Source organism: Kutzneria sp. NPDC052558, assembly GCF_044547355.1.
Lineage (GTDB): Bacteria > Actinomycetota > Actinomycetes > Mycobacteriales > Pseudonocardiaceae > Kutzneria.
This window is the reverse complement of the sequence record NZ_JBIUAG010000028.1, coordinates 125,993-138,511: the sequence shown is the minus strand read 5'-3', so window position 1 is coordinate 138,511 and position 12,519 is coordinate 125,993. Positions and strand designations below refer to the sequence as shown.

At 70.9% G+C, this 12,519-nt stretch carries 13 protein-coding genes; 4 read left to right on the top strand and 9 right to left on the bottom strand.

The window, feature by feature from the left end; translation table 11 throughout:
• Window positions 1-166: 166 nt before the first annotated feature.
• The 4 genes from ACIG5F_RS37490 to ACIG5F_RS37475 all read right to left on the bottom strand — a co-directional run bounded on the left by ACIG5F_RS37490 (window position 167) and on the right by ACIG5F_RS37475 (window position 3,510).
• Window positions 167-1,051, bottom strand: coding sequence for an amino acid ABC transporter permease (locus ACIG5F_RS37490; protein WP_396524757.1), 885 nt, complete (start codon window positions 1,049-1,051; stop codon window positions 167-169).
• Entirely contained in the window at window positions 1,048-1,725 is a 678-nt protein-coding gene (locus tag ACIG5F_RS37485; protein ID WP_396524756.1) for an amino acid ABC transporter permease, read from the bottom strand. Before ACIG5F_RS37485 ends, ACIG5F_RS37490 begins: the two co-directional genes overlap by 4 nt.
• A gap of 173 nt (window positions 1,726-1,898) precedes the next feature.
• The gene (locus ACIG5F_RS37480) at window positions 1,899-2,750 is read right to left on the bottom strand and encodes a glutamate ABC transporter substrate-binding protein (protein WP_396524755.1); all 852 of its coding nucleotides are present in this window, start codon (window positions 2,748-2,750) and stop codon (window positions 1,899-1,901) included.
• Window positions 2,751-2,781: 31 nt separating this feature from the next.
• Window positions 2,782-3,510 (bottom strand): amino acid ABC transporter ATP-binding protein, encoded by a 729-nt coding sequence (locus ACIG5F_RS37475; RefSeq protein ID WP_396524761.1) that lies wholly within the window; start codon window positions 3,508-3,510, stop codon window positions 2,782-2,784.
• 393 nt (window positions 3,511-3,903) lie between these two features.
• Here ACIG5F_RS37475 and ACIG5F_RS37470 point away from each other — a divergent pair, with 393 nt between their 5' ends.
• A complete protein-coding gene (locus ACIG5F_RS37470; protein ID WP_396524754.1) occupies window positions 3,904-4,602 on the top strand; it encodes a response regulator transcription factor in 699 nt (232 codons plus the stop codon).
• Window position 4,603: 1 nt separating this feature from the next.
• The gene (locus ACIG5F_RS37465; RefSeq protein ID WP_396524753.1) at window positions 4,604-6,007 is read left to right on the top strand and encodes a sensor histidine kinase; all 1,404 of its coding nucleotides are present in this window, start codon (window positions 4,604-4,606) and stop codon (window positions 6,005-6,007) included.
• 147 nt (window positions 6,008-6,154) lie between these two features.
• Here ACIG5F_RS37465 and ACIG5F_RS37460 read toward each other — a convergent pair whose 3' ends face one another.
• Window positions 6,155-7,108: a TAXI family TRAP transporter solute-binding subunit gene (locus ACIG5F_RS37460; RefSeq protein ID WP_396524752.1), complete on the bottom strand. Its 954-nt coding sequence runs from the start codon at window positions 7,106-7,108 to the stop codon at window positions 6,155-6,157.
• A gap of 67 nt (window positions 7,109-7,175) precedes the next feature.
• Here ACIG5F_RS37460 and miaB point away from each other — a divergent pair, with 67 nt between their 5' ends.
• Both miaB and ACIG5F_RS37450 read left to right on the top strand, forming a co-directional pair.
• Window positions 7,176-8,639: a tRNA (N6-isopentenyl adenosine(37)-C2)-methylthiotransferase MiaB gene (miaB, locus tag ACIG5F_RS37455; RefSeq protein ID WP_396524751.1), complete on the top strand. Its 1,464-nt coding sequence runs from the start codon at window positions 7,176-7,178 to the stop codon at window positions 8,637-8,639.
• The gene (locus ACIG5F_RS37450; RefSeq protein WP_396524750.1) at window positions 8,636-9,100 is read left to right on the top strand and encodes a hypothetical protein; all 465 of its coding nucleotides are present in this window, start codon (window positions 8,636-8,638) and stop codon (window positions 9,098-9,100) included. The genes miaB and ACIG5F_RS37450 overlap by 4 nt, the downstream gene beginning before the upstream one ends.
• Here the strand turns inward: ACIG5F_RS37450 and ACIG5F_RS37445 are convergent.
• The 4 genes from ACIG5F_RS37445 to ACIG5F_RS37430 are packed head-to-tail and all read right to left on the bottom strand — an operon-like array spanning window position 9,087 to window position 12,503.
• On the bottom strand, window positions 9,087-9,827 hold the full coding sequence (locus ACIG5F_RS37445) for a protein DA1 (protein WP_396524749.1): 741 nt from the start codon (window positions 9,825-9,827) through the stop codon (window positions 9,087-9,089). The two genes, ACIG5F_RS37450 and ACIG5F_RS37445, sit on opposite strands and share 14 nt — an antisense overlap.
• Window positions 9,812-10,786, bottom strand: coding sequence for a hypothetical protein (locus ACIG5F_RS37440; RefSeq protein WP_396524748.1), 975 nt, complete (start codon window positions 10,784-10,786; stop codon window positions 9,812-9,814). Before ACIG5F_RS37440 ends, ACIG5F_RS37445 begins: the two co-directional genes overlap by 16 nt.
• Window positions 10,783-11,763: a protein phosphatase 2C domain-containing protein gene (locus ACIG5F_RS37435; protein ID WP_396524747.1), complete on the bottom strand. Its 981-nt coding sequence runs from the start codon at window positions 11,761-11,763 to the stop codon at window positions 10,783-10,785. The genes ACIG5F_RS37440 and ACIG5F_RS37435 overlap by 4 nt, the downstream gene beginning before the upstream one ends.
• Entirely contained in the window at window positions 11,763-12,503 is a 741-nt protein-coding gene (locus ACIG5F_RS37430; protein ID WP_396524745.1) for a VWA domain-containing protein, read from the bottom strand. The genes ACIG5F_RS37435 and ACIG5F_RS37430 overlap by 1 nt, the downstream gene beginning before the upstream one ends.
• Window positions 12,504-12,519: the final 16 nt, after the last annotated feature.

The window sequence follows — 12,519 nt, the reverse complement described above, 5'->3', positions numbered from 1 at the left end:
ATACGCCATCGCCCAGAGGCCTCCACACAAAATCCACCCGGAGCCACCAACCCACCGCCCCACCCCACCCCCAACCACACAACAACCCCCACCCCGCAAAAGCAAACCCCACCTCACGGCAACCGCGCGGCGCGGGCACCCGAACCACAACCACAGACCCCGGTACCTACAGGGCGTCGGTGGTGACGGGGAGGTCGGCCGTCGGAGTGGCGGTGGGCTTGGCGGCGGTGCGGCCGCGGCGGGACAGGCGCTGCTCCAGCAGGGCGGCCAGGCGGGTGACCACCCAGTTGACCACCACGTAGATCACGCCGATGACGATCAGCGTCGGGATGGTGTTGCCGAAGTTGGCGGCCAGGACGCGGTAGTTGGACAGCAGGTCCGAGAAGGACAGGATGGTGCTGCCCAGGGCGGTGTCCTTCACGACGACCACCAGCTGGCTGACGATGGCCGGCAGCATCACGGTGACGGCCTGCGGCAGCAGGATCGTCATCATGGTCTGCACCTTGCGCAGCCCCAGCGCGTACGCGGCCTCGGACTGGCCGCGCGGCAGCGAGGAGATGCCGGCCCGGAACACCTCGGCCAGCACGGAGCCGTTGTACAGCACCAGACCCGTCACCACGGCGAACAGCGGCCGGATGTCGGAGTCGATGTCGGTGTACCAGACGTAGAAGAAATTGGCGAACAGCATCAGCATCAGCACCGGGATGGCCCGGCACAGCTCGACGATCACGCCGGCCGGCACCCGGATCCAGGCGTGCTCGGACAGCCGGGCGATGCCGAAGACCGCGCCCAGCGGCAGCGCGATGACGATGGCCAGCACGGCGGCCAGCAGCGTGGTGCCCAGGCCGGGGATGAGGTACTCGGTCCAGGTGTCGCCCTCCAGGAACGGGTTCCACATCCTGGCGGTGAACTGGCCCTTGTCGTTCAGCGCCGAGAACACCAGCCAGGCCACGGCGGCCAGCGCCACCAGGAACACCACGGTGTAGACCGCGTTGCGGGCCTTGGCCTTCGGGCCGGGCGCGTCATAGAGGACCGAGGGCGCGCTGCTCATCGCTTCACCGCCACCTTGTTGGACAGCCAGCCCAGCAGCAGGCCGATCGGGAGGGTCAGGATCACGAAGCCGAGCGCGAAGACGGAGAACACCAGCAGGCCAGCCTGGCCCTCGTTCTCCAGCATCTCCTTCATCAGCAGCGAGGCCTCGGCCACGCCGATGGCGCTGGCGATGGTGGTGTTCTTGGTCAGCGCGATCAGCACGCTGGCCAGCGGCGCCACCACCGAGCGCAGCGCCTGCGGCAGCACCACGATGGTCAGCGTCTGCATGAAGCCCAGGCCCAGCGCGCGGGACGCCTCGGCCTGGCCGACCGGCACGGTGTTGATGCCCGAGCGCACGGCCTCGGCCACGAACGTGCCGGTGTAGAGCACGAACGCCAGCACCGACAGCCGGAAGTTGGTGATGTCCAGCGCCGAGGTGGTGGTGTCGGTGGTCAGCGAGACCCCGAGCGCCTGGTACAGGCCCAGCGAGGCGCCCACCACCAGCAGCGTCAGCGGGGTGTTGCGCACGACGTTGACGTAGGCCGTGGCGAAGGCCCGCATCAGCCACACCGGGCTGACCCGCATGCCGGCCAGCACGATGCCCCAGACCAGGGCCCCGATCGCCGACCAGAACGTGAGCTGCACGGTGGTCCAGAACGCACCGAGCAGGTCGTAGTGGCTCAGGAAGTCCACCTGCAAGCCCTCCGTTTTCTCCGCGCGTTCCGCGCGGGCGAGGCCGCTCGTGACCGGTGCCTTCCTTAGCCGGATTTCGATCGCCGCATCGGCGCACGTGGTGGGTTGCGTCGGGAGCGGCGATCGAAATCCGGCGACAGTCCAGGCGCCGGCGCGGCCTCGCGGCTAGACCATCACTTCTCGGTGATCGCGGGGGCGTCCGGGACCTTGTAGTCCGCGCCGAAGTTCTTCTTCAGCGCGGCGGCCCAGGAGCCGTCCTGCTCCATGTTCTGGATGTAGCCGTCGATGGCCTGCTGGGTCTTGGTGTCGCCCTTCTTGAAGCCGATGCCGTACGGCTCCGAGGTGAAGGTCTTGCCCACGACCTTGAGCTTGCCGACGTTGGCCGGCTGCGAGGCGTAGCCCTGCAGGATGACGTTGTCGGTGGTGATCGCGTCGATCGTGCCGTTGAGCAGGCCGGTGATGCACTCGGAGTAGCCGCCGTACTGCTGCAGCGACACGTCGTTGGCCCACTTGGTCTTCACGGTCTGCGCCGAGGTCGAGCCGCTCACCGAGCACAGCTTCTTGCCGTTGAGCGAGTCCGGCCCGGTGATCGAGGTGTTGTCCGACTTGACCAGCAGGTCCTGCCCGGCGACGAAGTACGGGCCGGCGAAGGAGACCTTCTGCTTGCGGTTGTCGTTGATCGTGTAGCTGGCGATCACCAGGTCCACGTCGCCCTGGGCGATGAGGTCCTCGCGCTGGGCCGACGGCGCCTGCTTGAAGGTGATGTTCTTCGGGTCGACGCCCATCTTCTGGGCCACGTAGTTGGCCACGTCGATGTCGAAGCCGGTGTAGGTGTCGCCGGTCTTCAGGCCGATACCGGGCTGGTCGAACTTGATGCCGATGGTCAGCTTGTTGGCCGCCTTGGCTCGGTCGACGAGGGAGTCGCCGCCGGCCGCCGCCTGCTGGCTCTTCCCACCGCAGGCGGTCACGGCCAGGGCCAGCGCGGCCACCAGTGCGCCTGCGCGCAGAACCGGGCTCAACCGCATGATGTCTCGTTCCTCTCGGACAGTGGGCAAATCAGTGGCTGAGGATCTTGCCGAGGAAGTCGCGCGCCCGCTCGGACTTGGGCGCGGTGAAGAAGTCCTCGGTGGCGGCGTCCTCGACGATCTCGCCGTCGGCCATGAACACCACGCGGTCGGACGCGCGGCGGGCGAAGCCCATCTCGTGCGTGACCACCAGCATCGTCATGCCGTCGCGGGCCAGCGACGTCATCACGTCCAGCACCTCGTTGACGACCTCGGGGTCCAGCGCCGAGGTGGGCTCGTCGAACAGCATCACCTTGGGCTTCATGTTCAGCGCGCGGGCGATCGCCGCCCGCTGCTGCTGACCGCCGGACAGCTGGGCCGGGTACTTCTCGGCCTGGTTGGCGATGCCGACCCGCTCCAGCAGCTCCATGCCGGACTTGCGGGCCTGGGCCGAGGCCGTGCCGCGCACCTTCACCGGCGCCAGCATGACGTTCTCGATGATCGTCTTGTGCGCGAACAGGTTGAACGACTGGAAAACCATGCCCACGTCGGCGCGCAGCCGGGCCAGCGCCTTGCCCTCGGCCGGCACCGGCTGGCCGTCCACCTCGATGGCGCCGCTGTCGATCGGCTCCAGGCGGTTGATCGTGCGGCACAGCGTCGACTTGCCGGAGCCGGACGGGCCGAGCACGACCACGACCTGGCCCTTGGGCACCTCCAGGTCGATGCCCTTGAGCACGTGCAGCGGGCCGAAGAACTTGTCCACGCCCGCCATCCTGATCATCGGCGGCGTCGCGCCGGCAGCAGACATCGATCCTCCAGCACAGCAAAGGGGCGGGTGTTGGCGGAAACCTAGGGGCCACCGTCGACACCAGTCCAGGCGGCTTGACCAAGACTTAGGGTTGCAGGTGCGTCACGCAGCCTAGCGGCCGCCCGACCCGGCTGTGACGGACGCTCGACATCGCCCGGCGTGTCCATAGTGGAGGGATCGACACGTCGGCGGGTCAATGGAGCGAGTGTAAAGAGTCGGCAAACTCTTGACCGTCGAACCGGAGCGCTTCACTCGTTCGGAGCAATGGGGGGCCGGGACCGCCGCCGAGCGTGTGACCCCAGCCACCTAGAGTTGGACCCTCATCCCGCGCCGCACGGCCGGGGCGGACACGGGGAGGTGCCACAGGTGCGGGTACTGCTCGTCGAGGACGACGACCGGGTCGCCGACGCGCTGCTGCCGGCCCTGGCCCGGCGCGGACTGACGGTGGAGCGGCTGGCCACCGGGCGGGGCGTGCTGGACCGGCTCACCGGGGTCGACGTCGTGCTGTTGGACCTCGGCCTGCCCGACATCGACGGCATCACGCTGTGCCGCCAGGTCCGGGCGGCCAGCGACGTGGCCATCATCGTGGTGTCGGCCCGCGGCGAGGTGGACGACCGGATCCTCGGCCTGCACGCCGGGGCCGACGACTACCTGGTCAAGCCCTACGACGTGGGCGAGCTGGTGGCCCGGGTGCACGCGGTGCGCCGCCGCCGCGGCGACGCGGTGCCCGGGGCCGGCGGCGGCACCGCCGGCGTGGTGCAGGTCGGCGACGTGCACATCGACCTGGTGCGGCACCAGGTGACCGTGGCCGACGAGCCGATCACCCTGTCCCGCAAGGAGTTCCAGGTGTTGGCGCTGGTGGTGGGCGCGGGCGGCGCGGTCTGCACCCGGGAGCGGATCATCGCCGAGGTGTGGGGCCGCAGCTGGGCCGGCGCCAACCGGACGCTGGACGTGCACGTGGCCACCCTGCGCACCAAGCTGGGCCGGCCGGCGCTGGTGGAGACCGTGCGCGGGGTCGGCTACCGGCTCACCGCCGAGGGCCAGGCCGGGGCCGGAGCGGGCTGAGGTGCGCACCCGGCTGCTCGGCAGCTTCGTCATCGTCGTCGCCATCCTGGTCCTGGGCCTGGGCATTCCGCTGGCGCTGACGTTCGCGCAGAACTTCCAGAGCGTGCTGTTCGTGGACCGGGCGGCCGACACCAGCCGGTACGCCTCGCTGTCGCAGCGGCTGCTGGAGCAGGGCGGCGCCGATCCGGGCCTGAACGACCAGTTGACCAGCTACCACGACGTCTACGGCATCGCGGTCGCCGTGTTCGACCGCGGCGACCAGGCCCCCGACGGCTCGTTCCGGGCGCTGGCCCAGGCCGGCTCGCGGATCGACCCGACCAACTCGGTGATCCGTGACGATCTGGTGAACGCCCGCGCCGGCCGGGGCACCCAGCAGGGGGCGCTGCTGATGCCGTGGAACAGCGCGCCGCTGGTGGTGGCCGAGCCGGTGCTGGTCAACGGCGAGGTGCGCGGCATCGTCGTCACGTCCTCGCCGACCGAGCACACCCGCACGCAGATCTGGCTGTCCTGGGCGGCGATCCTGGTCGGCGGCGCGCTGTCGGTCGGGCTGGCCGTGCTGGTCGCGCTGCCGCTGGTGCGCTGGATGCTGCGGCCGGTCCTGTTGCTGGACAGCGCCACCGCCGCGCTGCTGCCGGCGATCGTCAACGGGCGCGAGGTGGATCCGGTCGGCGGCGACATCGGGCCGCCCGAGCTGCGCCGGCTCACCCGGTCCTTCGACCAGATGGCGGTCAGCGTCAGCGACGTGCTCGCCGCGCAGCGGGCCTTCGTCGCCGACGCCTCGCACCAGCTGCGCAACCCGTTGACCGCGCTGCGCATTCGTCTGTCCAATCTGGAGGGTCACGTCGATCCGGACGTGCAGGAGCAGCAGGCCGCCGCGCTGGAGGAGGCGGACCGGCTCAACCGGATCCTGGACGAGCTGCTGGCCATGGCCAGGGCCGAGTCCTCCAGCGTCGACCCCATCCCGGTCGACGTGGACCAGGCCGTGAGCTCCCGGCTGCGGGCCTGGCAGGCGGTGGCCACGGCCAAGGGCGTCGCCCTCGTGCTGGACGGCGAGCCGGGCGGGACCGCGCTCGCGCCGCCGCGCGGCGTGGAGACCGTGCTGGACGCGTTGCTGGACAACGCCTTGAAGTTCACCGAGGACGACTCGCTGGTCCGGGTCGAGGTGCGCCGCCAGGACAGCCGGGTCCGGCTGGCCGTGCGCGACCACGGGCCTGGCCTGCAACCGGAGGAGCTGGACCGGGCCACCGACCGATTCTGGCGCAGCGCCGCCCACCAGAACGTGCGCGGCTCCGGCCTGGGGCTGGCCATCGTCCGGCTGATCGTGGAACGAGTCGGCGGCGCCGTCGAACTCGACCTGCCCGAGGGCGGCGGCCTCCGCGTCTCCTTCGACCTCCCGGCCCTCTAGCCCAAGATCAAGGGACCGATCCTCACGTTGAACGTCATGAAGGGCCCCATCATGACGCCCAACGTCAGTAAGGGGCCCTTCATGACACCAGCCGCTGGGAAGGGGGCTTTCCTCCACTCCGAGTGGAGGAAAGCCCCCTTCCAAGCGTCAGACCTTCGCGGAGCGGTAGTAGGAGAGGGCGCCGGGGTGGAGGTCGATGGGGGCGGTCTCGATGGCGGAGCGGGGGTCGATCAGCTGCGCCGCCAGGGACACCACCTGGTCGGAGTCGGTCGCCAGGTCGGGCTGCACTTCGAACAGGGTCCGCACCAGCGCTTCGGCCTCGTCGTCGGGCATGTCCTCGCGCACCATCAGCAGGTTGTGCACGGCCAGCGTGCTCACCGCCTTGTCGGACCGGGCCAGCAGCGGGTACGAGGTCTGCGGCACCGTCTCCACGTTGTAGTAGGGCAGGTTGGCGCGGTCGACCGTGGACAGGTCCAGCATGCGCAGCGGCACGTCGGGATGCGACTTCATGGTTTTGGTGATGTCCGGCGTGGGCAGCCCGCCGGACCAGAACAGCGCGTCACGCTGGCCGGCGACCAGGTAGGTCAGCGAGTCGTGCAGCGTGTCCTGGAAGTAGGTGGGGCTGGTGTCCGGCAGCCCGGCGGTGGTCAGCAGGTTCAGCGCGACGACCTTGACGCCGGACTGGTCGCTGCCGATGGACACCGCGTGCCCGCGCAGGTCGGCCAACGAGTTGATCTTCGAGTCGTTGCGCACCAGCACCTGGATGTAGTCGTCGTAGATGCGGGCCAGCGCGCGCAGACCCTTCGCGCCGTCCTTGGCCGCGGCGTCGGCGGCCACGAACGCGACGTCGGCGGTGTTCTTGTGCAGCGCGGCCAGGTTCTGCACCGAGCCGCTGGTCTGGAGCACCTTCTTGGCCACCCCGAGCCGGCTCGCCCAGGCGTCGGCCAGCTTCGAGCCCAGCGTGTAGTACACGCCGCCGGTGCCGCCGGTGGCCACCCGCAGTTGGACGCCGGACAGGCTGGATCCGCAGGCCGCCAGCGACGGCGCGGACAGCGTCGCGGCGGCCCCTAGCATGATCAGCGCCCGTCGTGTCAGTGCCACCCGTCCATCCTGCCAGCAGGGGGTTCTACCCTGGGGACCGAGCGGTCGTCGGGAAGAGGTAGAGGCAGTGACACGGAGTTACGAGATTCGCACGTTCGGTTGCCAGATGAACGTGCACGACTCCGAGCGATTGGCCGGCATGCTTGAGGACGCCGGCTACACGCCCGTGCCCGAGGGCGGCGCGGCCGACCTGGTCGTGTTCAACACCTGCGCGGTCCGCGAGAACGCCGACAACAAGCTGTACGGCACGCTCGGCCACATGCGGCCGCTCAAGACCGCCAACCCCGACATGCAGGTCGCGGTGGGCGGCTGCCTGGCCCAGAAGGACCGCGGCGACATCGTGCAGCGGGCCCCGTGGGTGGACGTCGTGTTCGGCACGCACAACATCGGCTCGCTGCCCACGCTGCTGGAGCGGGCCCGGCACAACAACGAGGCCCAGGTCGAGATCCTGGAGTCGCTGGAGACCTTCCCGTCCACGCTGCCGGCCCGGCGCGACTCCGCCTACTCGGGCTGGGTGTCGATCTCCGTGGGCTGCAACAACACCTGCACCTTCTGCATCGTGCCGTCGCTGCGCGGCAAGGAGAAGGACCGCCGCCCCGGCGAGGTGCTGGCCGAGGTGCAGGCCCTGGTCGACGAGGGCGTGCTGGAGGTGACCCTGCTCGGGCAGAACGTCAACTCCTACGGCGTCGAGTTCGGCGACCGGCTGGCCTTCGGCAAGCTGCTGCGGGCCGCCGGCGAGATCGACGGCCTTGAGCGGATCCGCTTCACCTCGCCGCACCCCAAGGACTTCACCGACGACGTGATCGCCGCGATGGCCGAGACGCCGGCCGTCTGCCCGCAGCTGCACATGCCGCTGCAGTCCGGCTCCGACCGTCTGCTCAAGCAGATGCGCCGGTCGTACCGGACCGAGAAGTACCTGGGCATCCTGGACAAGGTGCGGGCCGCCATGCCCGAGGCCGCCATCACCACCGACATCATCGTCGGCTTCCCCGGCGAGACCGAGGAGGACTTCCAGGGCACCCTGGACGTGGTGCGGCAGGCCCGGTTCGCCAGCGCCTTCACCTTCCAGTACTCCAAGCGCCCCGGCACGCCCGCGGCCGAGATGGACGGGCAGCTGCCCAAGCAGGTCGTGCAGGAGCGCTTCGACCGGCTGATCGCCGTGCAGGAGGAGAACTCGCTGCTGGGCAACCAGGCCCAGGTCGGCCGCGAGGTCGAGGTTTTGGTGGCCAGCGGGGAGGGCCGTCGGGACGGCGAGACGCAGCGCATGAGCGGCCGGGCCCGTGACGGCCGGCTCGTGCACTTCGCCGCCACTGCGGGGGTGCGCGCCGGCGACGTGGTGCGCACCGTTGTGACCTACGCCGCGCCGCACTACCTGGTCGCCGACGGGGCGCTGCTCAGCCACCGGCGGACCAGGGCGGGGGACAACACCGAGGCCGGCCTGCGGCCCAGGACCACGGGGGTCAGCCTCGGGCTGCCCTCCTTCGGCACGCCGGCGCCCCTCGCGCCGGCGGGAGGATGTGCGATCCAGTGACTGACGACTTGTCCGACCTCCAGGTCCAGGCGCCCCGCCGCCGGTTCCGCCAGATCGACCCCGGCGCGCGGGCCCTGGTCGTCGCCGTCTGCGTGATGCTCATGCTGGTGGCCGCGCTGCTGCCCTGGGTCGAGGGCGCCACCGGCTGGCAGGTGCTCTTCGGCCTCGCCCCCAAGGGCGCCGTGATCGGCTTCGTGCCGGTCCTGTTCGCCTTCTGCGCCATGGTGTTCGGCGTCCTCGTCTCCGGCGCCGCCCTCGTCACCCGCCTCTGGGGCCTCGCCTTCGCCGGCGCCGCCGGCTGCGGCTTCAGCACCCTCACCGCCCTGCTGGCCGTCTGGTCCCAGCAGGCCACCTCCAGCCACGAGCCCGGCCCCGGCCCGGGCATCGGCATCATCCTCGGCCTGGTCACCCTGATCGTGCTGACCTACCAGTGGGTCAAGCTCACCTTCACCCGGGACTGACAGCCTGGGGCAGTGTGCGCCGGGTCACCAAGTGGTTGAGCACGGCGCGAATGCCGTGCCGCACCACGGCCGCCCGCACCAGCCGGTAGCCACCGCCGTAGACCGGATCCGGGTTGGTGGCCATCGCCTCCCGCAGGGCGTCGGCCACCACCGTCCGCTGCTTTTTCAGCCACGCGCCGGCGAACAGCTCGCAGAGACCTTCGGCCACGGTGGGCTCCAGCCCGACCGCACCCCGCTCGACCAGCCAGGCATGCCCGATCTCGTGCGCGAGGGTGGCGCCGAAGTGCGTCGTCGTGAGTCCGGCGGCGACCTGGATGCCCAGCACGTCCGCCGCGCCGTCCGCGGACACCTGGTGATGGGTCATCCCGAACAGGACCGCGTCGGTCGGCCAGCCGTTCCGCAACGCGTCCGGGACGACCAGGGTGACCCGCACCCGGCGAATCAGCTCCACACCCATCGCGGCCATCGCGGCGCGCACGCCGGGAATGTGGCCACGGGCGGCGGCCTGCGTCTCGATGCCGTGACGAACACAGGTGGGGCAGCGAAGCGTGTCGCGGGTGAACGTCGCCCAGCCGACGCCCGGCGGATCCGCCCGAGGCCGCCCGCACAGCACACAGTCCCCGGCGATGACGTGCGCCGAGCACGTCGCCTCGCCCCACAACGAGACCCGATACGTCCCGATGGGGATGCCGCCGCACGCCACGCAGCTGGTCAGCTCGGTTTCCACCTTCCGGTCACCGGATCACGAGACCACCCGGTGGTGCTTTCGACCGGCCCCGGCGCCGGCTGGGGCGGGCCGTCCGTCGATGTCGTCGGCCCGGGCGGGCGGCCGGACAGCAGCTGGTCGAAATAGCGGCCCCACGTCTGCATCGTCGGCCGCGCGCCCGGGGCCGAGCCGAGCGAATCCGTCAGCAGACGCCGGCCGTACGGGTCGAGCCGGTCGGCCAGCCGCCCCACGTCGCGGGTGACCGACGCCTGCGGCCCCGGCGCCAGGCAGCGCAGCACGAACAACCCGAACTTGTAGCGGTCGGTGGCCTGGCTGAGATCGCGTTCCGGCGGATCCCAGTCCGGCGCGTTGAGCTGCCGCACCACGGCCATCGCGCCCCGGATCCGGATCGCGTCGCAGTCCACCAGCAGCACCGTGGGACGCACGCCGAACCGGAACACCGCGTTCTTCGCGTTCAGGTCGCCGATGACCATGTCGTTGCGGTGCAACAGGTGCACGATGCTGGCGAAGTCCCGGCAGATGAGCACCCGGTCGCGCATCGAGGCCGACGGCATGCCCAGCCGCTGCGACCGCGCCGGATCGACGAACAGGTGCTGCACCTCCCGCAGGGTGCGCGTCGGCGAGCCGCTGGGCAGCGTCCGCCGCTGGAAGAAGTCGTCGCCGATCAGCGGCATGACCACGCCGCTGACCGTGCCGCCGTCCTCAACGACCCGCACTGGCCACGCGGTCGCCCGATCCAGCCGGGCCCGGGTCCGGTGATCGAGCCGGTACCGCCGGGCGACGATCGCGTGCAGCCCGTGCGGCGGCGCCTGGCCGGGCCGATACTGCTTGTACACCAACGGGTGCGGCACATCGGGCAGGGTGACACCGGGCAGCCGGTAGACCTTCGCCTGGCCGCCCGACCCGATGAGCTCACCGGGTCGACCCAGCTGGGCCAGGTCGACCACGACGCGGTTCACGGGTGGGCGGGCCAGATCGCCACGGCCGTGCGGTCGTCGTCGAACGACCGGCGGGCGAACCCGACCTGCGCGGCGAATTCCAGATCGGCCGGCGGTTCGCCCCACGACGAGGCGAGGAACCGGCCGACCGCGCCGGATCCGTTGCCGAGCGGGTCGCCGATGCCGTCGGTCATCAGCACCAGGGCCTCGCCCGGGGCGACGGAGGTGCGCACCGGTCGCGGCGTCGCCGACAGGACCGGCAGCGCCGAGACCGCCGACGAGTGGATGTCCACGTCGGCGTTCTTCACCGCCTGTTGCGGCCGCCAGTCGCCGTCATGGCCGAGGATCCAGCCGGAGGTGTCGCCGACGGTCATCAGGTGCACGGCGCGTTCCTCGCCCTCCAGTTCCATGACCGCGTAGGTCAGCGCGGTCGCCATGTGCCGGGCGACCTCGCGCGGATCGCTGCCCACGCCGTCGACATGCTCGCCGGCCTGCTTCACGATCAGGTCGGCGACCCAGGCCAGGAAGGAGGGCCAGGGCAGGTCGTCCGGTCGGGTGTGGGCCAGCAGCCGGCGCAGCTCGTCGGTTCCGTCGTGCGCAGCCCACCACGCGGCCAGGTGCGAATGCTCCCCGCTCGACACCCCGTCGGCCACGCACATCACCAGGTAGCGGCCGTCCGCGGTGACGCGCAGGGCGTAGTCGTCCTGCCGCACCCGGGCATAGTGCCGGTGCGAGAGGCCCCGCACGCTCGCGGCGCGCACCGTGGCCGACGGCACGCCGTCGGGGCCGTCGACGACGATGCCGTCGAGAATGGTGTCGGGCCGTTGGGGGTAGGCGGTGACGTAGGCCGGCCGCACGCGGCTGACCGCCCGGCCGGGGTCGCCGACCGCGTACGGCGTGAAATCACCCTGCCACTCGGGCGTTTCCGGCGCCGCGGCATGGCGCGGCGCGTCCGCCGCGGCGGCGGCGCCGAGCGATGAGCCCGGTGTCCCGGCCATCACACGAAGTCCTCGTCGTCGGCGGTGTAGGCGTGGATGCCGGCCGGCAGGTCCTCCTTGGCCGGCAGCATCAGCCCGGAGCCGCCCTTGGCCATGCTCTCGCCGGAGGCCAGCACGCTGGAGATCAGGATCTCGGCGATCATGCTGATGGCCTTGGCCGCGTCCTCGCCCTTGTCCATCAGGTACATCTGCATCTGCTTGGCGCCGCTGGACGGGTGGATCAGCGACCGCAGCACCGTCGGCTCGGCGTCGTCGACCCCGCACGGCACGATGTTGGGGTACATGGAGAAGCCCTGGCCGGTCTGCTTGTCGAAGCTGGTGAGCTCGCTGAAGGCGGCCCGCCACTGCGGCTCCTGGTCGGTCGGCGCTCCGTCGGACAGGAAGAACACGGCCGGCCGGTGCACCGCGAAGCCGTCGGCCTTGAGCTGGCGGACGTTCTGCTCGATCTCGGTGCGCAGCAGCCGGAACGCCGCGGCGTACGAGGTGCCCCCGCGCAGGGTCAGGGCCGGCAGGCTGACGTTCTCGTCCAGCGGGTCGCACAGCGGCAGCCGCACCCGCGCCTCGTCGGAGAAGTCGATCAGTCCGAAGCGGACCTTGTCGGACAGGATCGGCGCCTGCGCCAGCGCGTCGACCACCGCCGGCATCATCTGGTTGGCCGCGTCGAGCTTCCTTCCCATCATGGAGTAGGAGACGTCGACCACGAGGTAGAAGGGCAACAGCTTGCCCAGGGGTGCGTCCATGGGACCGCTTCCTTCG